The organism is Bacteroides xylanisolvens XB1A (genome assembly GCF_000210075.1).
Classification (GTDB): Bacteria; Bacteroidota; Bacteroidia; order Bacteroidales; family Bacteroidaceae; genus Bacteroides; species Bacteroides xylanisolvens.
Map to the genome: position 1 here is coordinate 2,003,988 of NC_021017.1, position 22,041 is coordinate 2,026,028.

General features: G+C 43.1%; 17 protein-coding genes. 15 read left to right on the plus strand and 2 right to left on the minus strand.

Going from position 1 to position 22,041, the window contains the following annotated elements:
* Positions 1-74: 74 nt before the first annotated feature.
* The 8 genes from rpoN (at position 75) to BXY_RS08245 (ending at position 10,124) form a co-directional block, all read left to right on the plus strand.
* Complete coding sequence (rpoN, locus tag BXY_RS08210) at positions 75-1,559, plus strand: RNA polymerase factor sigma-54 (protein ID WP_015531662.1); 1,485 nt, start codon at positions 75-77, stop codon at positions 1,557-1,559.
* 46 nt (positions 1,560-1,605) lie between these two features.
* Positions 1,606-2,277: a phosphatase PAP2 family protein gene (locus BXY_RS08215; protein ID WP_004316578.1), complete on the plus strand. Its 672-nt coding sequence runs from the start codon at positions 1,606-1,608 to the stop codon at positions 2,275-2,277.
* A 29-nt stretch (positions 2,278-2,306) separates the two neighbouring features.
* Positions 2,307-2,687, plus strand: a complete 381-nt coding sequence (gene gcvH / locus BXY_RS08220) for a glycine cleavage system protein GcvH (RefSeq protein ID WP_009040178.1) — start codon at positions 2,307-2,309, stop codon at positions 2,685-2,687.
* A 111-nt stretch (positions 2,688-2,798) separates the two neighbouring features.
* Complete coding sequence (purE, locus tag BXY_RS08225; protein WP_004296231.1) at positions 2,799-3,308, plus strand: 5-(carboxyamino)imidazole ribonucleotide mutase; 510 nt, start codon at positions 2,799-2,801, stop codon at positions 3,306-3,308.
* Between the two features lie 139 nt (positions 3,309-3,447).
* Positions 3,448-5,292, plus strand: coding sequence for a 4-hydroxy-3-methylbut-2-en-1-yl diphosphate synthase (locus BXY_RS08230; protein WP_004316580.1), 1,845 nt, complete (start codon positions 3,448-3,450; stop codon positions 5,290-5,292).
* A gap of 1,735 nt (positions 5,293-7,027) precedes the next feature.
* A complete protein-coding gene (locus BXY_RS08235; RefSeq protein ID WP_004314984.1) occupies positions 7,028-7,663 on the plus strand; it encodes a porin family protein in 636 nt (211 codons plus the stop codon).
* A gap of 66 nt (positions 7,664-7,729) precedes the next feature.
* Positions 7,730-9,676 (plus strand): heavy metal translocating P-type ATPase, encoded by a 1,947-nt coding sequence (locus tag BXY_RS08240; protein WP_182425230.1) that lies wholly within the window; start codon positions 7,730-7,732, stop codon positions 9,674-9,676.
* 7 nt (positions 9,677-9,683) lie between these two features.
* Positions 9,684-10,124 carry a Fur family transcriptional regulator gene (locus BXY_RS08245; protein WP_004314986.1) on the plus strand — a complete coding sequence of 147 codons (441 nt, stop codon included), beginning with the start codon at positions 9,684-9,686 and terminating at the stop codon, positions 10,122-10,124.
* Between the two features lie 71 nt (positions 10,125-10,195).
* On the opposite strand, the gene BXY_RS08250 is transcribed toward BXY_RS08245, so the two are convergent.
* Positions 10,196-11,197, minus strand: coding sequence for a malate dehydrogenase (locus tag BXY_RS08250; RefSeq protein ID WP_008644979.1), 1,002 nt, complete (start codon positions 11,195-11,197; stop codon positions 10,196-10,198).
* Positions 11,198-11,384: 187 nt separating this feature from the next.
* On the opposite strand from BXY_RS08250, the gene BXY_RS08255 reads away from it, so the two are divergent.
* The 3 genes from BXY_RS08255 to BXY_RS08265 all read left to right on the plus strand — a co-directional run bounded on the left by BXY_RS08255 (position 11,385) and on the right by BXY_RS08265 (position 14,471).
* On the plus strand, positions 11,385-12,224 hold the full coding sequence (locus tag BXY_RS08255) for a CvfB family protein (RefSeq protein WP_004314988.1): 840 nt from the start codon (positions 11,385-11,387) through the stop codon (positions 12,222-12,224).
* A gap of 115 nt (positions 12,225-12,339) precedes the next feature.
* Positions 12,340-13,032 (plus strand): DUF4476 domain-containing protein, encoded by a 693-nt coding sequence (locus BXY_RS08260; protein ID WP_015531664.1) that lies wholly within the window; start codon positions 12,340-12,342, stop codon positions 13,030-13,032.
* A gap of 86 nt (positions 13,033-13,118) precedes the next feature.
* Positions 13,119-14,471 carry a hypothetical protein gene (locus BXY_RS08265; protein ID WP_015531665.1) on the plus strand — a complete coding sequence of 451 codons (1,353 nt, stop codon included), beginning with the start codon at positions 13,119-13,121 and terminating at the stop codon, positions 14,469-14,471.
* Positions 14,472-14,498: 27 nt separating this feature from the next.
* Here BXY_RS08265 and BXY_RS08270 read toward each other — a convergent pair whose 3' ends face one another.
* Entirely contained in the window at positions 14,499-16,451 is a 1,953-nt protein-coding gene (locus tag BXY_RS08270; protein WP_015531666.1) for a transglycosylase domain-containing protein, read from the minus strand.
* A gap of 220 nt (positions 16,452-16,671) precedes the next feature.
* On the opposite strand from BXY_RS08270, the gene BXY_RS08275 reads away from it, so the two are divergent.
* The 4 genes from BXY_RS08275 to BXY_RS08290 are packed head-to-tail and all read left to right on the plus strand — an operon-like array spanning position 16,672 to position 22,037.
* Positions 16,672-18,087: a leucine-rich repeat domain-containing protein gene (locus tag BXY_RS08275; RefSeq protein WP_009040185.1), complete on the plus strand. Its 1,416-nt coding sequence runs from the start codon at positions 16,672-16,674 to the stop codon at positions 18,085-18,087.
* A gap of 20 nt (positions 18,088-18,107) precedes the next feature.
* Positions 18,108-19,484 (plus strand): C4-dicarboxylate transporter DcuC, encoded by a 1,377-nt coding sequence (gene dcuC, locus BXY_RS08280; RefSeq protein WP_008026208.1) that lies wholly within the window; start codon positions 18,108-18,110, stop codon positions 19,482-19,484.
* An 18-nt stretch (positions 19,485-19,502) separates the two neighbouring features.
* Positions 19,503-20,648 (plus strand): beta-aspartyl-peptidase, encoded by a 1,146-nt coding sequence (gene iadA / locus BXY_RS08285; protein ID WP_008997369.1) that lies wholly within the window; start codon positions 19,503-19,505, stop codon positions 20,646-20,648.
* An 18-nt stretch (positions 20,649-20,666) separates the two neighbouring features.
* Entirely contained in the window at positions 20,667-22,037 is a 1,371-nt protein-coding gene (locus BXY_RS08290; protein WP_004314995.1) for a hypothetical protein, read from the plus strand.
* The last annotated feature ends 4 nt before the right edge of the window (positions 22,038-22,041 follow it).

The window sequence follows — 22,041 nt, forward strand, 5'->3', positions numbered from 1 at the left end:
ATCTCCCTAATCTGTGTAATCTCTCGTTAAAAAGTTACTTTTGTAGCGAGAAATAGTAGAAAGCAAAAACGAATATGGCACAAGGTTCCCGTCAAATACAATCTCAGGCGCAACAGCAGGTACAAACGCTCTCGCCCCAGCAGATTCTGGTCGTGAAACTGTTGGAGCTTCCCGCAGTAGAGCTGGAAGACCGTATCCATGCTGAACTGCTTGAAAATCCGGCACTTGAAGAAGGTAAAGAAGAAAACGCTGCGGATGAGTATGCTGATTCCGACACTACGGAAGATGGCATGGATAGTGATGCCAACGATTATGATTCTTTGAGTGATTATCTGACTGAAGACGATATTCCCGATTATAAATTACAAGAAAACAACCGTTCGAAAGACGAACAGGCGGAGGATATTCCGTTCTCCGATTCCACCTCTTTTTATGAAATCCTGAAAGAACAGTTGCGTGAACGCAACCTGACTGAACATCAGTGTGACCTGGTGGAGTATCTGATCGGTTCATTGGACGATGACGGACTGCTCCGTAAGTCATTGGAGAGCATCTGTGATGAACTGGCGATTTATGCCGGCATCGAATCGACAGAAGAAGAATTGGAAGAAGCACTCTGTATCTTGCAGGACTTTGATCCCGCTGGTATCGGTGCCCGCAGCCTTCAAGAATGTTTGTTGATACAGATTTGCCGGAAGAAGGATGAAGAGAAGAAGCCCAACCCGATACTGGAGCTGGAAGAACGTATCATCAGAGAGTGTTATGAAGAATTCACCCGTAAACACTGGGAGAAGATTATAAAGAAACTGGACATTGATGAAGAGACTTTCCAGGAAGCTCTTAATGAGATAACCAAGCTGAATCCCCGTCCGGGTGCTTCTTTGGGAGAAGCGATCGGCAGGAATCTCCAACAGATAGTTCCCGACTTTATCGTGGAAACGTATGATGACGGAACCATCAATATAAGCCTCAATAACCGTAATGTCCCCGAACTCCGTATGAGTCGCGACTTCACGGAAATGGTGGAAGAGCATACCAAAAACAGGGCTAATCAATCAAAAGAATCCAAAGAAGCGATGATGTTCCTGAAGCAGAAAATGGATGCGGCACAAGGATTTATCGATGCTGTGCGGCAGCGTCAGAATACCCTGATGACTACCATGCAGGCTATCATTGACTTACAACGTCCTTTTTTCTTGGAAGGAGACGAATCTCTGCTGAAACCGATGATTTTAAAAGATGTGGCCGAACGTACCGGACTGGACATTTCAACGATCTCCCGCGTGAGCAACAGTAAATATGTGCAGACAAATTATGGCATCTATCCGCTCAAATTCTTTTTCAGCGACGGGTATACCACAGAGGACGGCGAAGAAATGTCTGTCCGCGAGATACGCAAGATTCTGAAAGAGTGTATTGATGGGGAGGACAAGAAGAAACCGCTGACAGATGATGAATTGGCGGACATCTTGAAAGAGAAAGGTTATCCCATTGCTCGTAGAACGGTAGCCAAATACCGTCAGCAGTTGAATATTCCGGTTGCGCGACTTCGAAAATGAGAACGAATATAAAGTATTAAGTATAAAGTATTAAGTATTAGTGCTGATGGACAGAGAGAGAGAACATATCATAGCGGATAAGACAATGTTGCAGGTGGCGAGAGCTACTTCGATGGTCTTTACTCCATTTTCTATTCCGTTTTTATCGTTTCTGGTGTTATTCCTGTTTTCTTATCTTCGTATCATGCCGATACAATATAAGTTGATCGTGTTGGGAATTGTTTATTGCTTTACCATACTGACACCTACCATTACCATTTTCCTGTTTCGTAAAATCAATGGCTTTGCCCGTCAGGAGTTGAGTGAGCGCAAGAAACGTTATGTACCGATTCTGCTGACTATCATCTCGTATGTGTTCTGCCTGTTGATGATGCGCCGGCTGAATATACCTTGGTATATGACAGGGATCATCCTCGTTTCTTTGGTAGTATCTATTATCTGCATTGCAGTGAATTTGAAATGGAAATTGAGTGAACACATGGCAGGAATAGGTGGAGTGATTGGCGGACTGGTTTCTTTCAGTGCTTTGTTCGGTTACAATCCGGTCGGATGGTTATGCCTGTTTATATTGATTGCCGGTATATTAGGTTCTGCACGAATTGTATTGGGACATCACACGTTGGGTGAGGTGCTTTCCGGTTTTGCGGTTGGCTTGATATGTGCCCTTTTGGTACTTCATCCCGTGAGCAACATCTTATTTCGAGTATTTTTATTTTAAAACAGTATAAATCCTAAAAACTAATTATTATGAACTTTCCACAGAATTTGAAGTACACGAACGAACACGAATGGATTCGCGTTGAAGGAGACATTGCATACGTAGGTATCACTGATTATGCTCAAGAACAATTGGGTGATATCGTGTTCGTAGATATACCGACTGTTGGTGAAACGTTGGAAGCCGGTGAGACATTCGGAACCATCGAAGTAGTGAAAACAATTTCCGATCTTTTCCTGCCTGTAGCAGGTGAGGTGCTCGAACAAAACGAGGCATTGGAAGAAAATCCGGAACTGGTTAATAAAGATCCGTATGGCGAAGGTTGGTTGATTAAAGTGAAACCGACAGATATAAAAGCTGTGGAAGACCTGCTGGATGCCGAAGCATACAAAGCAGTGGTGAATGGATAAGGTTTTCTCCATTACATCAATCGAATAATGTAAAAGATACTATAATCCGAAGCCAGCCTTACCCTCTCTTTTGGGGAGAGGGTTGAGAAGTGGCTCTTTAATTTTTATCCTATGACTCCAATTGTAAGTATTATCATGGGTAGCACGTCCGACCTTCCTGTTATGGAGAAGGCTGCGCAATTGCTGAATGATATGCATGTACCGTTCGAAATGAACGCGCTTTCTGCTCACCGCACGCCTGAAGCTGTGGAAGAGTTTGCAAAGAATGCCCGCAACCGTGGCATTAAAGTTATTATCGCCGCTGCCGGAATGGCTGCCGCCCTTCCCGGTGTAATTGCAGCCAACACTACACTGCCGGTGATCGGAGTACCCGTAAAAGGTTCCGTGCTCGATGGTGTAGACGCACTTTATTCTATCATCCAGATGCCTCCGGGCATTCCTGTGGCAACGGTTGCTATAAACGGAGCGATGAATGCCGCTATCCTTGCCATTCAGATGTTGGCATTGAGTGACGAGAAATTGGCAGAAGCTTTTGCTGCTTACAAAGAAGGACTGAAAAAGAAAATCGTAAAAGCAAACGAAGAACTGAAAGAAGTTAAGTTTGAATATAAAACAAACTAATGTGATTTACGATTTGACAATTTACGATTGACGATTGAAATATCTTCGTAAATCGTATGTTGTCTTTGTACATGGTATCTTGTCTTTCACATTGTGCATAAAGTATTTTTAATCGTAAATCGTAAAATCATAAATCAAAATGGTTGATCTATTCAATTATTTTCGAAGAGAAACCACAGAAGTAAATATTGGGGCTGTGCCGTTGGGCGGCCCCAATTCTATTCGTGTCCAGTCGATGACCAATACGTCTACGCAGGACACGCAGGCTTGTGTGGAACAGGCGAAACGTATTGTTGATGCAGGTGGCGAGTATGTCCGCCTCACAACGCAGGGTATCAAGGAAGCGGAGAATCTGATGAATATCAATATCGGACTACGCAGTCAGGGATATATGGTTCCATTGGTTGCCGATGTGCATTTCAATCCGAAAGTGGCGGATGTAGCTGCTCAATATGCGGAAAAGGTGCGCATCAATCCGGGAAACTATGTAGATGCTGCACGTACTTTTAAGAAACTGGAATATACAGACGAGGAGTATGCGCAGGAAATACAGAAAATCCATGACCGGTTTGTCCCGTTCCTGAATATCTGTAAGGAGAATCACACTGCGATCCGGATCGGTGTGAATCATGGCTCTTTGTCCGATCGCATCATGTCACGCTATGGTGATACTCCCGAAGGAATGGTGGAATCCTGTATGGAATTCCTTCGTATCTGTGTAGCGGAAAACTTCACAGATGTGGTGATTTCCATCAAAGCCTCCAATACCGTGGTAATGGTGAAGACCGTTCGTTTGTTGGTGGACGTCATGGAAAAAGAGGGGATGACTTTCCCGCTACACCTCGGAGTGACAGAAGCCGGAGACGGAGAGGACGGGCGTATCAAGTCTGCTCTCGGCATCGGCGCATTGTTGAGCGACGGGTTGGGCGATACCATCCGCGTATCTTTGAGTGAAGCACCCGAAGCTGAAATTCCGGTAGCCCGTAAATTGGTGGATTATGTTCTGTTGAGGCAGGATCATCCCTATATTCCGGGATTGGAGGCGCCAGAATTCAACTATCTGTCTCCTGAACGCCGGAAGACAAAAGCGGTCCGTAATATTGGAGGCGAACATGTGCCCGTAGTCATTGCCGACCGCATGGACGGAAAGACGGAAGTAAATCCGCAATTCACTCCGGACTATATTTATGCCGGAAGAGCCTTGCCCGAACAACGGGAAGAAGGCGTGGAATATATTCTTGATGCGGACGTATGGCAAGGAGAGGCCGGAACCTGGCCTGCTTTCAATCATGCGCAACTACCGTTGATGGGTGAATGTGATGCAGCGCTTAAATTCCTGTTTATACCCTATATGGCCCAAACAGATGAAGTGATAGCCTGTCTGAAGTACCACCCGGAAGTGGTAATCATCTCTCAAAGCAACCATCCGAACCGTTTGGGTGAGCACCGTGCATTGGTGCATCAGCTAATGACGGAAGGTTTGCAGAATCCGGTTGTCTTCTTCCAGCATTATGCGGAAGATGATGCGGAGAATTTGCAGATAAAATCCGCAGCCGATATGGGAGCCTTGATTTTTGACGGTCTTTGCGATGGTATCTTCCTGTTCAATCAGGGCAGTTTGAGCCATGCCGTTGTCGACGCCACTGCTTTCGGAATCTTGCAGGCTGGACGTACCCGTACCTCTAAGACAGAATACATATCCTGTCCCGGTTGCGGCCGTACGCTTTACGACTTGGAGAAAACAATCGCCCGTATCAAGGCAGCCACTTCACATTTGAAAGGCTTGAAGATCGGCATTATGGGCTGTATCGTGAATGGTCCCGGTGAGATGGCGGATGCTGATTACGGTTATGTAGGTGCCGGACGGGGTAAAATCAGTCTTTATAAAGGCAAGGTCTGTGTAGAAAAGAATATTCCTGAAGAAGAGGCGGTAGAACGACTCCTGGAGTTTATCCGAACAGATCGGGAAGAGAACCAACAATGATAATTGGGCACGGAATACAGGTGATGGGGACTGATCTCATAGAAAACCTGTCATCCGTGCCTAACTTTCATGATGAGGATTCTACGGCAACCGGTAACGACTGCCATTCTTGAACTTTCCTCAAATGCCAATTGCTGAATTCGTTTTAGCTCTTTTAGTTCTTCTTCTCTATTATAAAACCTCATAGTCAGTGAATTATATTAGTAACTGTGGTTACTGTAACCACGGTTACAAAGATATTTATTCTTAAGGGAACGGCAAACTTTTTCTTTCTTTTTATAAATTCTTTACCCTTCCCAATTAAAAATTTTATGATCGTTTCTATTGATTTGTACCAGTATTATTGTCAAACTGTCAGGGTGATATTCAAGTATATGAATATCAATACTATATCACCTGACAATAGATGCTGACAATAGGCTGACAATAAAATACCTCTACTTTTACTGTCAGTCTTATTTTTATCTCTTATGATCCTTTTATGACTTGATAAATAATAGTCTTAGAAGCATGTTCTGAAGTAACGTCGCATTTTAATAACAGCCTCCCAAAGTGATATCTACCTATATAGTTCCATTAACGTGCCTATGTAGTTGCCCTAGAGTGTCAGTATAGTTCTACTGAAGTACCGCTATCTTTACTTTGTCACGGCCGTGGTGACTTCTTCCCACAGCCGTGACGAGTTCCTACCACGGCCGTGGAAAGATCTCGTCACGGCCGTGGAGAGTTAACAATACTGATGCTTTAATGTAACAATACCTACTTGTTAAGTGAAAGATACCAGCTATATATCATTCATTTAATAGGGGGATTCATTTTAAAAAGCTGCTTTCTATGTGGATGGTATGGTTACTGCAGGCGATGATGTCCTTGGTGCATCCTGCCCCAAAGCAATCAAAGAACAGGCTGACAATAAAAGTTCTAATTTTTTATTGTCAGCCTATTGTCATGGCTTATTGTCAGCATGTAAACCGATGATAATCATTATACTATCGGGTAAAAACTTTGGTTGACAATAAGAATCATCAAATTTATATGTAGACTTAATATCTGTCTTTCCAATAGTACACATCTTTACAAAAATAGAGGGGAACTTCTGGATGAATCCATTTGTTCCCCTCGAGGGTATTGCTAGCCTTTATCTCTTATATTTTCAAAGGCAAGTAGCAACATCTAAATGTTACGTTTTCGACTTTGCAGTCGTTCGGGTGCCGCTCCATCCGAATTGACTTGCCTTTGTGGTTATTATTAACTTGTTGTTTTACATCTACCGCAAATTTATAGGCACAAAAAAAGCGGAGAGCATTTGCCTATCCGCCAGAGAGGGAGTCGAAGCCCTAAACACACAAACAGGAAACACTCCCCGCATATTGCAAGGAGCATCTATCTGCTTCTCTGTGTGTTTGGAATTTTCGACTTTTCTCCGGCACAGAAATCAGCTAAACGCTTTTTTTCTTAAAACAAACGATACAGTCGCGCTACGACTGATTGTGCAAAGATAACAATTAATTAAGTTATACAGTCTTTCATCCTATGTTTTTTTCTCTGTGCAGAGTGTTTTTGTTCTATGTTCCATAAAATCGTTTGAAATAGTCTGGTTCCCTTGCTATGACTATATCTCATAAGATTCATATCGTTTATTTTATATATTTTCACTAAACCTCTCGGAGTTGTGCGAATTATTGTTATTTTTGCCTCACATAATTTCTAAACAATAATTAAATTATTTATTCGTATGAAAAAGGCCTTGTTATTGTTCGCTCTAGTAGCGATAAGCGTAGTGAGTATCAATGCTCAAGACAACCTGAAATGGGGTGTGATGGCAGGTATGAATGTTAGTAAATACACCATTACAGGTTTTGACAGCAGGATAGGTTTTCACGCAGGAGTTAAAGCAGAAGTGGGATTGTCGCAGGATGCGAATGGTAGTGGTGCCTATATGGATTTCGCTGCATTGTTGACATTGAAAGGTGCTAAAGTTGATGGCGGATCACTTGCAAGCATAACATTTAATCCATACTATCTGGAAGTACCAGTACGTGTAGGATATAAATATGCAGTGAATGATGATTTCTCATTATTTGGTAGTGTAGGTCCTTATATTGCTGTCGGACTGTTTGGAAAAGCAAAAGCGAAAGTGGACGGTGATTATTTTGATTTTGATGAAATAGGAGGCAATTCAGCATCCGAAGATATATTTGGCGACGATGGTCTGAAACGATTCGACCTCGGTCTTGGACTGAAAGCCGGAGTTGAGTTCAGTAAGAAATATCAGGTTGCCATAAGCTATGATTTCGGACTTGTTGAGGTAATCAAAGAAGTAGGAATGAAGAACAGAAACCTGATGATCTCATTGGGATATATGTTCTAAAACCGATTTTGCAACTTTGTTGCATAAATCATTTGCTACCTTTGCATCAACTAAATGATGAATGTTATGGGACATTGTAGTTGTGGCGCTCATTCATGCGCAGCAGAAAAAAAGGTTGATGCAAAGGTTTCGAACTTCCATGAATATGGGAAAGTGATATTCTCTCTCCTGCTGCTGGCAGGTGGAATAATAATGAATGCTCTCGATTTAGCATTCTTCCGTGAAGGATATGTTTCTTTGATATGGTATATCGTAGCCTATCTTCCGGTAGGAATTCCGGTGATGAAAGAAGCCTGGGAAAGCATCAGGGAAAAAGACTATTTCAGTGAGTTTACTCTAATGATTATTGCTACTCTGGGAGCTTTCTATATTGGCGAATATCCGGAAGGTGTAGCCGTGATGCTATTTTATACGGTAGGAGAACTGTTTCAGGGTAAAGCGGTAGATAAAGCCAAACGTAATATCGGAGCCTTATTGGACGTAAGACCCGAAAAAGCACTGGTACTTAGAGAGGGTAATCTTGTTACTGAAAGTCCTAAAAAGATAAAAGTCGGTGAAATCATAGAAATAAAGGCAGGTGAGCGAGTGCCATTGGATGGAATCATGCAGAATGAAGTTGCCGCCTTTAATACAGCCGCATTAACGGGCGAAAGCGTGCCTCGTAATATTCGGAAAGGGGAGGAAGTGCTTGCCGGAATGATTGTAACCGACAAGGTAATCCGACTTGAAGTGACGAGACCTTTTGACAAGAGCGCACTCGCCCGAATATTGGAACTAGTTCAGAATGCCGCCGAACGCAAAGCTCCGGCAGAATTGTTTATTCGCAAGTTTGCCCGTGTTTACACACCGATTGTTATCATACTGGCCGTATTAATTGTATTATCTCCATTTGTCTATTCACTTATCAATCCTGCATTTGTATTCACATTTAATGATTGGTTATACAGAGCTTTGGTCTTTTTGGTGATTTCATGCCCATGCGCATTGGTGGTTAGTATTCCATTAGGCTATTTTGGTGGTATTGGAGCGGCATCCCGATTGGGTATTTTATTCAAAGGAGGTAATTATCTGGACGCTATCACTAAGATCAATACGGTGGTATTCGATAAAACAGGAACCCTGACAAAAGGAACCTTTGACGTGCAGGCCTGTAAAAGTGCAGGCGATATTTCGGAAGAAGAATTAGTGAAACTGATTGCTTCGGTAGAAAGTGATAGCACACATCCGATTGCCAAGGCTGTTGTAAACTACGCAAAAGAACAAAACATAGAACGCGTAACCGTTACCGATACGAAAGAATATGCCGGCTTCGGATTGGAAGCAACGGTAGGCGGAATACCGGTTCTGGTTGGTAATTGCCGGTTACTGTCCAAGTTTGATATATCCTTTCCGCAAGAATTGTTGAAGATGACAGATACCATTGTAGCCTGTGCTGTTGGAAACCGTTATGCCGGTTATCTGTTGTTGGCTGATGCCTTGAAAGAAGACGCAAAGGTAGCTATTGATCGCTTAAAAGCTTTAAATATTGAAAACATACAGATATTATCCGGTGATAAACAGAGTATTGTTACTAACTTTGCGGAGAAGCTCGGCATATCGAAAGCCTATGGCGACTTGCTGCCGGAAGGGAAAGTGAAACACCTGGAAGAATTGCGTCAGGATGAGGCAAACCGGATTGCATTTGTCGGCGATGGAATGAATGACGCACCGGTGCTTGCTTTGAGTCATGTCGGTATTGCTATGGGCGGATTGGGCAGTGATGCAGCCATTGAAACAGCCGATGTCGTGATACAGACAGACCAGCCGTCGAAAGTAGCCGAAGCTATCAAAGTTGGAAAGCTGACACGAAGAATCATTTGGCAGAATGTATCACTGGCATTTGGAGTGAAATTGCTTGTATTGATTTTGGGAGCCGGTGGAATCGCTACTCTTTGGGAAGCTGTTTTCGCAGATGTAGGCGTTGCGTTGCTTGCCATAATGAACGCCGTCAGAATACAGAAAATGATAAAGTAGGAGAAAGATGGAAGAAGATATTTATTTGGATAAGCTGGTCAGAAGAGACATTAAGCCAACTGCAATAAGGCTCTTGGTGATAAAAGAGATGATGCAGGCAGAGCGTGCAGTGTCATTGCTTGACCTCGAAACATTGCTCGACACAGTTGATAAATCGACCATATCCCGTACCATCGCTCTCTTCTTGTCTCATCACCTCATACATAGCATAGACGATGGAAGCGGTTCGTTGAAGTATGCCGTTTGCGACAACTCTTGCAATTGTGTGGTACAGGATTTACATTCGCATTTTTATTGTGAGAAATGTCATCGTACATTCTGCCTGGAAGGTACCCATATCCCGGTGATTGATTTGCCTGAAGGATTTACTTTGCATAGCATTAATTATGTCCTTAAAGGGATTTGTCAGGAATGTTCTTCCGTGGGAATGACATTGGCAATGAAATAAAAAAGGCCGAAACCCGGAACGATAAAAAGATCGTCAGGTTTCGGCCTTCTGCTTTCGCTAATATTGTTTGATTAGTCAATATTGGGATTCAAAGCATGCCAGTCCTTGATGGCTGGGATGATTCCCATTTCAATCACTTCGTCACGAAGTTTACATAAGTGTTCGTAGCTCTTTTCTAATTCTTCCTGTTCGGCAGGAGTTCCGGCTATTTCTTTATAAGTAACGCCGTCTTTAGTAATTGAAGTTTCCATCGCCATCATGATATGGTCGAATTTGCCATTGGAAACATACGTTCCGGCAGGCCAGCGGAATGGCTGTCCGCCCATAGCAGCAGCAATCATTTCGATAGACAGATAAGCCGGGCTTTGGAAAGAAGAACGGCCGCGCAGGTCGATGATATGTTTTCCACCCTGGATGACACGTACTTTCAGTGCTTCCCATTCCGTCAACGGAAGGCGGGTAGTACCGATGAAATCGGTCAGGGGTTCTCCTTTTATTTTGGTGGTAGATGCAAATACAGCCATTTGTTCTCCATGACCGCCATACGTACGACAATTCTGAATGTCGGAAGCGGGGATATGGAAGTATTTCACCAGTTCGTTTTGCAGGCGGGTGCTATCCAACGCAGCCAATGTAGAAACTTGTGAAGGTTTCAAACCTGAATACAACAAAGTAATCAAGCCGGTGATGTCTGCAGGATTAAAGATGACAACGATATGTTTTACGTTCGGGCAATATTGACGAACGTCTTTTCCGAATTGAGCGGCAATCTCTGCATTTCCTTTCAACAGATCTTCGCGGGTCATACCTGCCTTACGGGCTGCTCCACCGGAAGAAACAATATAAGAAGCTCCGGTCAGCGCTTCTTTGATGTCGGAAGTATAGGTAAGGTTGACACCTTCAAAACCGCAATGATACAGTTCTTCAGCTACTCCTTCCAAAGCTGGTGCGAATGGATCATAGAGACAAATATTCGGAGTGAGTTTCATCATCATGGCTGTTTGTGCCATGTTGGAGCCGATCATTCCGGCAGCTCCCACAATCGTAAGTTTCTCGTTGGTTAGAAATTCCATAATTTTATATGTTTAAAAAGGTGAATAATTTACTCTTTCTTTTTGTCGCTACAAAGTTAACATATTAGAACGCAGATTGTTCATTGCAAATAGTTTTTCTCGATAACGAAAAGTTATAGCTGACTGATTGAGGGATCTATTCAAAATAGATTATCTTTGCTGCTTATATAATATAATAGATAAGAATATGAGCATCGAATTAGGAAAGTTCAACCAGCTTGAAGTCGTGAAGGAAGTCGATTTCGGCGTATATCTCGATGGTGGAGAAGAAGGTGAGATTTTGTTGCCTACCCGCTATGTGCCCGAGGATTGTAAGATAGGAGATTTTTTGAATGTGTTTCTTTACCTGGATATGGATGAGAGGCTGATTGCTACGACACTGACCCCGTTAGTGCAGGTCGGACAGTTTGCTTGTCTGGAAGTCTCCTGGGTAAATCAATACGGAGCTTTCCTGAACTGGGGATTGATGAAAGACCTGTTTGTGCCGTTCCGTGAGCAGAAGATGAAAATGCAGGTTGGACGGAAATACGTGGTTCATGCACATGTGGATGAAGAGAGTTACCGTATTGTGGCTTCAGCAAAAGTGGAACGTTATCTGTCGAAAGAAAAGCCGGAATATGCTCCGGGAGCAGAGGTGAATATTCTTATCTGGCAGAAGACGGACTTAGGCTTTAAGGCAATTATAGATGATATGTATAGCGGTTTGTTGTATGAAAATGAAATATTCTGTCCGTTGGAGACAGGGATGGAAATGAAAGCTTTTGTGAAACAGGTGCGTGAAGATGGTAAGGTAGATTTGATTCTTCAGAAACCCGGTTTTGAAAAGATTGACGATTTTTCGAAAACGCTGCTAGACTATATCAAAGAGCACGGGGGACGAATCAACTTGAATGATAAAAGTCCTGCGGAAGATATCTACGACACGTTTGGTGTCAGCAAGAAAACCTTTAAGAAAGGAGTGGGCGACTTGTATAAGAAACGTCTGATTACCTTGCACGAGGATGGCATTGTTTTGGCGGATTCCTAAACAGAATAGGGATTTCCCTACATACGAATAGAGAGAATCATTGGGGTGGGGAGTTTCCTCACCCTATTTTTGTGGTATCAGATTAAAGATATAAATAATAAAAACGAGATAAGTTATGCGTAAGATTATAATAAGTTTCTGCATCCTGTTCGCTGCCCTTTCCTTACAAGCGCAGTCTGTTAACGGAATCCGTATCGATGGCGGGAATACTCCGATACTTGTTTACTTGGGAGGAAACCAAATCAGTTTGCCTACTACTACCTGCTTTATAGCCAATTTGAATCCCGGACATTATACTGTTGAAGTATATGCCACCCGCTTTACCCGTCCGGGAGAGCGAGTATGGAAAGGAGAAAAATTGTATAAAGACTATGTTTATTTCGATGGTAGGGGAGTGAAAGAGATATGGGTAGACGGACGTGATAACGTGCAGCCGGAAAGACCTGACCGCCCCGGACAGGGGGGACATCGTCCGGGACAAGGAGAACACCGCCCGGGATATGGTTACAACAGGGTCATGAACGATCAGCTCTTTCAAACGTTTTATAATGAGATGAAGAAGGAGCCTTTTAAAGATGATCGTATAAAGTTGCTTAATGCTGCATTGGCCGGTTCTGATTTTACATCTGCCCAATGTCTCCAACTGACCAAACTTTATACATTTGACGATGACCGGATGGAAATTATGAAGATAATGTATCCCCGCATTGTAGATAAAGAAGCTTTCTTTACAGTGATTAATACCCTGACATTTACTTCCAGCAAGGACAAGATGAATGATTTTGTGATAGGGTATGGTCGGCGTTGATACTATTAACTGTACGGTTATAGAGATATGTTACGCATGTTTATTGAGGAATATTATCGGAATAATAAATGATAGGAGATTGAATTATGAAACGAATACTTTTTTTACTCTTTGCGGTCGGTCTGACTGCCAATATGACCGTAATGGCTGGAATGAGCACCAGCAAGGTACGTAAGGAGACACGTTTTCTTACCGATAAGATGGCGTATGAATTGAGTTTGAGTACACAGCAATATAATGATGCGTATGAGATTAATTACGACTTTATTTATTCTGTCCGTAATATAATGGATTACGTAGCACGTGGTTACGAATGGGCATTGGATGATTATTATGAAGCTTTGGATATCCGTAACGACGATCTTCGCTGGGTATTGAGTGATGCGCAGTATCGCCGGTTTCTCGGTGCCGAGTATTTCTATCGGCCGATTTATGTAACCGGAGGGAAATGGAGTTTCAGGGTGTACATCAATTACCCGAACCGTAGCTTATTCTATTTTGGTGTGCCTTATCATTACCGTACTTATTGTGGAGCGCATTATCGTCCGCACTTTCACCATACAAGCTACTATCGGGGAAGATATACTAATTTCAACCATTACTCTGCACCGCACCGGGTGAGAGATCAGAGAGTATATCACTCTTATCGTCGTTCGGACTTCGGTTCTGTCCGGTTTCGTCCGAATACTTCCACTCGTCCGCATAATGCACCGACACGTCCGGGTAATTCTTCCCGTCCGGGTTCATCAACAACACGTCCCGGAACGTCTCGTCCAAGCACATCTACTCGTCCTGATACGTCTCGTCCCGGAATGACAACGCGACCTGGTACGTCTACTCGTCCCCGTCCGGAATCAGGAGATAGACCTTCAACTTCTGTCAGACCGTCTACATCGTCCGGAAATGGGAGACCGAATAAAGAGGTTGTTCCTGATAGAAACGGGAATACAAACAGAGTAGAAGGAGATCGTAATTCCGGTCTTCGTCCGGAAACAAGTTCCGGTTCTTCAAGCTCTAATCGCAGGTCGACAAGCGGAAGTTCGACAAGTAGCGGTTCCAACCGTGAAAGTGGCAAGACAAGTAGCAGCTCAAGGGAAAGTTCAAGTAGGCGAAACGATAGTAGTGGTTCCTATAATAGAAATAACAGTTCTGATAGAAACAATAGTTCTTCCAGTCGTGGTAGCTCCGGTCGTGGCAGTTCTAGCTCCAGTCGTAGTTCTTCCAGTCGCAGTAGTGAAAATACTACCAGCCGTAGCAGTAGTACTACCTCTAGCCGTAGTAGCGGTAGTTCGAGTTCTACTCGAAGCAGCGGTAGCTCTACCCGGAGCAATGTTTCCAGCGGACAAACAGAAAGACGCTCTTCTTCCGGAAGTACGAGAAGTAATAGCACTCAAAGCTCTTCCCGTTCTTCTGAAAGAAACAGCAGTTCAAGAAGATAACCTATTCCTTTATTATTTATATCAATCTCATTGCTCCTCAGCGGTAGGAGAACTAGACTTCGGTTTTTCACCGGCTAGACTATTCCGGGCGTCGCCCGTAACTTGGATATCGGGGCGGATACTATCCGCCTCGATTTCACTTATTACTCCTTTCTGTGCAAGACGTTTTGCAATCAGCTTGTAGTAACCTTCCATATTCTCCTTTAATTGTCCGTCTTCTGCAAAAGAACTGCGGAAATGCTTGGGTTTCGGGATAATGGAAGCTAGGAAAATACTTTCTTCCGTGGTCAGTTGCGAAGGGCGTTTCTTGAAATAATAAGCAGACGCTTCCTGAATACCATAAACGAGCGGTCCCCATTCTACAATATTCAGATATACTTCGTACATACGTTCTTTGGAAGTTAGTCTTTCATTCTCTATCAGCCACACAATCAATGCTTCTTCCAGTTTACGCGCAAAGTTCTTGTTACGGTTCAGGAATACATTCTTTACCAGTTGCATGGTGATCGTACTTCCTCCGCGTGCAAAGCGTTTCACTTGCAGGTCGTAAATCAGTGCTTCCCGTAAGGCATCGGGCAGGAAACCGCGATGATAAAAGAATGCTCCATCTTCGCTTTGCATGACAGACATTCTTAGAATGGGGGAAATGCTGTCTAAGGGTGTAAAGTGATTGCATGAAGGGCCGATAGGGAAGGTTCGTACCGGCACTCCATTCTCATAAGCTGTGTAAATGAACTCACCGGACATTTTGGAGAGTGAAGTAGCTCCATAGCTTATGATATGGAAATCTTTTTCTTTCAATTCAGATTCCAGTTTGAGACTATCCAGTTGCGCAAAATCAATGTCTAACAGAAAATGATAAGCCAGCTCACCACTTGTCTTGATGCCTTCCAGATTACTGAATAATCCTTTCGGCAGAGAACTGAACAGATCGTCTGCCGGAAACCAGGATTTGTTGACTGCTGCAGTGAAATGCCAGTTTCCTTTCTCCTTCTCGGCCCGTAAATAAGGATGAAACTGGAGTTTGTTGAAGTCAACAATGGTGGTACTGTCCAATTCAAATGAGTGTCCGTTTATGTTCATCTCGTAACAGAGTTGTCCGCGATCGAGATGAATGATTTCAGGAGAGAAGGCTTTATGAAATACGTCCAGTCCGTTCACTCTTGCTTTTCCTTTGAGGAGCAGTTGGGCGGTCGCACGTTTATCTTTAGTCATGCTATAAGATAATGTGTCGAAAGTGACTTCTGCTCCAAAACGGCGGGTAATATAAGGTAGTGAGATTTTCTTTTTCTCCGGAGCAAAGAGAGCTGCTTTTAATGTATAGTCTCTTCTGTTCAGTTCACCCGATGCTTGCCATTGTTGTTGAGGCAGTGTATCTTCTTTTATCTGAATGGTTGATTGAAAATGATTATCCTTAATAACAAAGGAGGGGATGTTGACTGCAACGAAGTTACTATCTTTGCGTTCGGCTATTTTTATTTGGTTGAGTTGGCCGTTTTCGGGCAGAAAGCCGTAAATGAGGTTCAATACCCGGTCGATGCGGTTGGCATAGTTGCTCTCTATGGCAGGCTTTGACTCTGTCTCTTGTTGTCGTTTAAGGAACAGGAAGTCATAGTTGGCTAGGGAATCATATTTGATAAAGTTTATTGCCAGCCCATCCATATGGACATTGCGTACTTCGACTTCTCCTTTTAGTAACTTCCAAAAACTTAGTTTTACGTTGACAGATTGCAATGTCAGCAGGGTATCCCGTTGGTTGGGAATAATAGAAAGTCCTTGTAAAACCACCTTATTGCAGCCTTCCATTTGTAACTTCTGATAATGAATCTGCAGTCCGTATGCCTGTTCGATACGTGTAGTCCGTTTGTCAACGATATGGCATAAAATAATATTGCGGGATATAAAGAGACAAATGAGGCCGGTAAGCAAGATGCCGGTAGCGGATAGAATAATAATTCTTTTTTTGCTGGACGTTTCCATCTTCTTTTTTTTGATATGATAATCGCTGCAAAGGTAGATAATAATTTGGGCAACAAGCGGAGTATTTTCCCATTTTTAGAGTTATATTCATCAGTAGAGAGAAGAAAATACAAAAAAAGGCGCTTTATTTGCAATATTAATCTTTTGTTAAGGTCTGTATTAATCTTTTCGTTTACTCGTTAATGTTACTTTTACGCTCAAAACCAATACTTTTGAAATTATGATGCGAATGAACAAACCGATGACTACTGCAATGTTTTGCATGGCATTATTGCTTGGAGGACTCTCATCTTGTACCACTAATGATGTGGAAGATATACAGGGAGGTGGTGAGCAAGACCTTTATGAAATTAAAGATCGTGCGTTGGGAGAATACCTTGTTTATAACTGTAGCCGTACAGACGAAAACAAGCTTCCTTATGAAATGGCTGTTGCGGAAAATGGCAAATTCTACCTGAACACCCAAAAGGCTGCTACCGTAGAAAATCTCTATCTGGTAAAAAACGATGCGCAGATAGCTAAACTGGAGAATGCGGGATTGGCTACAGCTGCAGTGAAGATTGTAGATATGGACGGTTTGCAGTTCTTTACCGCTCTAAAGACATTGAAGATTACTTCCAATTCGGTGGAGCGTATGGATCTGACTGCATTGACCGAGCTGGAAACGGTTGAGATGAATAATAACTCTGTTACAGCACTGGACTTGTCGCAGAATACAAAACTTATTCGCTTTCGCTATGGTGGAAATTCGGCCGGTGATACATCTACCAAACTTTCTACAATTAGCTTTGCAAATAATAATGTGATAGAACATATTTATTTAAAGAACCAAAATCTTCAGGAGAATGGCTTTATTCTTCCTTCAAACTATGCAGCATTGAAAGAACTTGATTTGAGCAATAACCCGGCTGCTCCTTTTGCTATTCCGGAGGATTTAATGACCCAGTTGACTACTGCTGTCGGAGTGGTGGCTGATTCCGAAGGTGGAGGAGGTGAAGACGGTGAATTGTTCACAATCCCGGATAAGGCTTTTGGAGAGTATCTTTATTATCTTTCAACAGATGCTGGTAAATTGCCACAAGGGCTGGTTGTGAAAGAGGGCAATGAATATCAGTTGGATAAGACGATGGCGGCTACTGTTACGGCGGTAAATGTAGCGAAAACATCAGCCGCTACCAGTGAGTTGGTTACAGCCGGTCTTGAAACGGCAGAGACCCCTATAGCTTCTGTAGATGGCTTGCAGTTCTTTACAGGACTGGTTGAATTTACTGCCACCTCAAATAAGTTTACCGAGGCACTTCCGCTTACTGGACTTAGTAATTTAGAGGTCCTACAAGTGAATACGGCAGGAGTCGGTTCATTGGATTTGAGTGGTAACCCTAAGTTGCGTATTTTGAATTGTAATGGTAGTACGAAAAGTGGATATGGTACGCTTTCGACCATTAATCTCTCATATACCCCCAATCTGGAAACTCTTAATCTGAAAAATAATAAATTGACAGAAATCAATGTTTCGAATCTGGTTAAATTGACAGAACTCGACTTAAGTGGCAATCCTGGTGCAAACTTCAAGATTCCGAGCGCAATATTTAATAATTTGACTACTACTAAAAACAAAGGTGTAGAAGCAGAATAATTCAAATAAAGAATACTATGATGATATATATAGGTGCATTTATAGCCTTACAGGTAATTGTATTGGTAGCTTATTGGCTAATGAAAAAGAATAACCCGCAAGGAGTATTGATGGTAGCCGGGATTTTGATGTTAGCACTTAGCATGTTGCTTGGTATGCATTCGCTAAGTCTGACCGAAACAACGGGGACGCCGGTTTTCGACCTCTTTCGGATTATAAAAGAAACTTTTTCATCGAACATGCTTCGTGTTGGTTTGATGATTATGACTATTGGAGGTTATGTAGCTTACATGAAAAAGATCAAGGCTAGTGATGCATTGGTATATGTGTCTATGCAACCGCTGGCTATTTTCAAGAAGTTTCCCTATATCGCTGCTTCCATTGTAATCCCTATCGGACAGATGCTTTTCATTTGTACACCGAGCGCAACAGGACTTGGTTTGTTGCTGGTTGCTTCTATCTTTCCTATTTTGGTAGGTTTGGGAGTGAGTCGTCTGACGGCAGTATCGGTTATTTCTGCCTGCACTATTTTTGATATGGGTCCCGGTTCGGCCAATACCGCCCGGGCGGCGGAACTTGTCGGTCAAAATAATATGCTGTACTTTGTTGAACACCAGCTTCCGCTGGCCATTCCGCTTACTATTTTGCTAATGATTGTTTACTATCTCACCAATCGTTATTTTGACCGCAAGGATCGCCAGTCAGGACGTACGCAACCAGAAATGATGGATACAAAAGATTTCAAGGTGGATATTCCATTGATTTATGCGATTCTGCCAGTGTTGCCGTTATTCCTGTTAATCATCTTTTCGAAATATGTACACCTGTTCGACCCTCCGATTGAATTGGATACCACTACGGCTATGTTTGTCTCTCTGGCAGTTTCCATGTTGTTTGAGTTGATACGTCTTCGTTCTTTTAAAGCTGTTTTTATGACTATGAAATCATTCTGGGAAGGGATGGGTAAGGTATTTACCAATGTGGTGACACTGATTGTTGCGGCAGAAATCTTCTCTAAGGGGTTAATTAGCCTTGGCTTTATTGATGCGTTGGTTGAAGGATGTACCAGTCTGGGATTCTCTGGCATTTTGGTTTCGATTGTCATTATCCTGATTCTTTTCCTGGCTGCTATCCTGATGGGAAGTGGAAATGCTTCGTTCTTCTCGTTTGGTCCGCTGGTTCCGTCAATTGCTACCAAAGTCGGTATGACTCCCGTAGATATGATATTACCTATGCAATTAGCATCGAGCATGGGACGAGCGGCATCACCTATTGCCGGTGTCATTATTGCTATCTCGGAGATTGCCGGCGTGTCGGCTACCGATTTGGCCAAACGCAATATCATTCCGCTGACAATTACACTGATTGTAATGATAGTTATTCACTTTTTTATCTAACAAGTAATACTGATTATGATGTTCAAACTGATTCAAAATATACATCTTTATGCTCCTGAAGACAGGGGGATGAACGACCTGCTTATTTGTGGTGAAAAGATTGCTTGTATCGCACCCCATATCGATATTCGGGGATTAGAGGTGGAAGTGATCGATGGGGCAGGCATGAATGCTGCTCCCGGCTGTATAGACCAGCACGTACATATCATTGGCGGAGGCGGACAAACCGGCTACTTTTCTTTGGCCCCTGAAGTACCGTTAAGCCGTTTACTGGCTTGTGGAACGACTACGGTAGTCGGACTGTTGGGAACCGATGGTTTCGTGAAACAATTACCGGCACTGTATGCCAAAACGAAAGCACTGTGCATGGACGGTATATCCGCTTATATGCTTACCGGTTACTATGGCCTGCCCACTCCCACATTGACAGATAGCATTGCCAACGATTTGATTTTCATTGATAAAGTGATTGGCTGTAAGATAGCAATCAGTGACGACCGTAGTTCCTATCCTACTAAAACCGAATTGATGCGTATCATTCAGCAAGTACGCTTGGGAGGTTTTACTTCTGCCAAAGGCGGAGTGATGCATGTGCATTTGGGAGCTTTGCCCGGAGGAATTGAGCTATTGTTAGAGATAGCACGGGAGTATCCTTCATTAATCAGCTATATTTCTCCTACTCACATGGGACGTACACACGATTTATTCTTGCAAGGAATTGAATTTGCCCGTATGGGGGGAATGATTGATATTTCCACAGGAGGAACAAAATATTGTGAACCTTATGAAAGTGTACTGGAGGGATTGAATGCCGGAGTATCTATTGACCGTATGACTTTCTCATCGGATGGTAATGCCGGCGTACGTCGTAAGGATCCGATAACCGGTGAGGATAGTTATACTGTGGCGCCGTTACATCGAAACCTAGAGCAAGTGATCCGGCTGATTGTGGACGGAGGCATTGCTCCTTCGGATGCTTTCCGCCTGATAACTTCCAACCCTGCCCGTACAATGAAGCTGAAAGGAAAAGGAGAACTTCGGGAAGGATGGGATGCGGATATAACGCTGTTTGATGACAATTGGAAACTGCAAGGTGTCTATGCCCGTGGTGCGGAAATGATGCACGAAGGTGTCGTGATGCGTAAGGGAAATTTTGAAATGTAATACTAAAACAATATGGATATGAAAAAATATCTATTATTCCTGATAGGGCTATTCTTGCTCCTTCCGGTAATGGCACAGACAGACGAAGGTAGTGATGACGCCGAAATAGTGGAAGCCAGCGATGAAAGTTTATCAGATATCGACAATAAAGTAGTCCTCCATCGCTATAAAATGGGGGATGGCTTAAGATTCACAACACAAGGCGGCAATAAACTGACGGTCAGCGGGATGGTACAAACATCGGTAGAAAGCCGTCGCTTTGAAGATGTGGATCAGATGTACAACCGTTTTCGTGTGCGTCGTGCCCGTGTACGTTTTGATGGAAGTGTCTATCACGATAAATTGCGTTTCCGGTTGGGACTCGACTTGGTGAAAGGTAGTGAGACGGATGATGACTCCGGGTCGTTATTGATGGATGCCTATGCTGCCTATCGCCCTTGGGGCTCTAAACTTGTCATTTCGTTTGGGCAGCGTTCCACTCCTACGGATAACTATGAATTGCAGATGAGTTCTCACACGTTACAGTTTGGTGAACGTAGTAAAATAACTTCTGCATTTAGCACGATTCGTGAATTGGGTGTTTTTGCCGAAAGTTCTTTCCGGCTAGGCAGCAAAGGACTTTTACGTCCTTCCATTGCTATCACCGATGGTTCCGGTCCGATCTCGGAAGGAAAGCGTTATGGTGGATTGAAGTATGGCGGCCGGTTGAATTACCTTCCTTTTGGAGCTTTCCGTTCGATGGGAGGAAGCAGAGAAGGGGATATGGCTTACGAACTGACTCCGAAGTTGAGTGTCGGTGTTGCATATAGCTATGCGGACGGTACATCCGACCGTCGTGGCGGGCGCAGTAACGGAGATATTCTTTATATGAATGACCGTGATGAAATAGATCTTCCCGATTATGCTAAACTGGTGGCGGACTTTGCTTTTAAGTATCGCGGATTTTCGATGTTGGGCGAATATGCAAAGACATGGGGATATGTTCCTTCTTCTATAACGAAACGGGTACGAAACGACGGTTCCACCGCTACCACCTTTGACGTGAACGGAGAACAGAATGTAGAAGCTTACATCAAAAACCGAATGATGTTGGGACAAGGATTTAATATCCAGGCAGGATATATGCTCCGTAGTCTTTGGAGTTTTGATTTGCGCTATACATACCTTAAGCCTGATGAATATTCGTATATGAATAATAATCTGTATTTCAACAGGCATAACTTTTATGATTTCAGTGTCTCCAAGTATCTGACACGCAATTATGCTGCCAAGATACAATTGACTGTCGGACTGGCTCGTAGCAATGGTGAAAACCGTACTCCTGATAGTACATACACCTATAATGGCAATGAGTGGATAGGTAACCTATTGTTCCAATTTAAATTCTGATGAA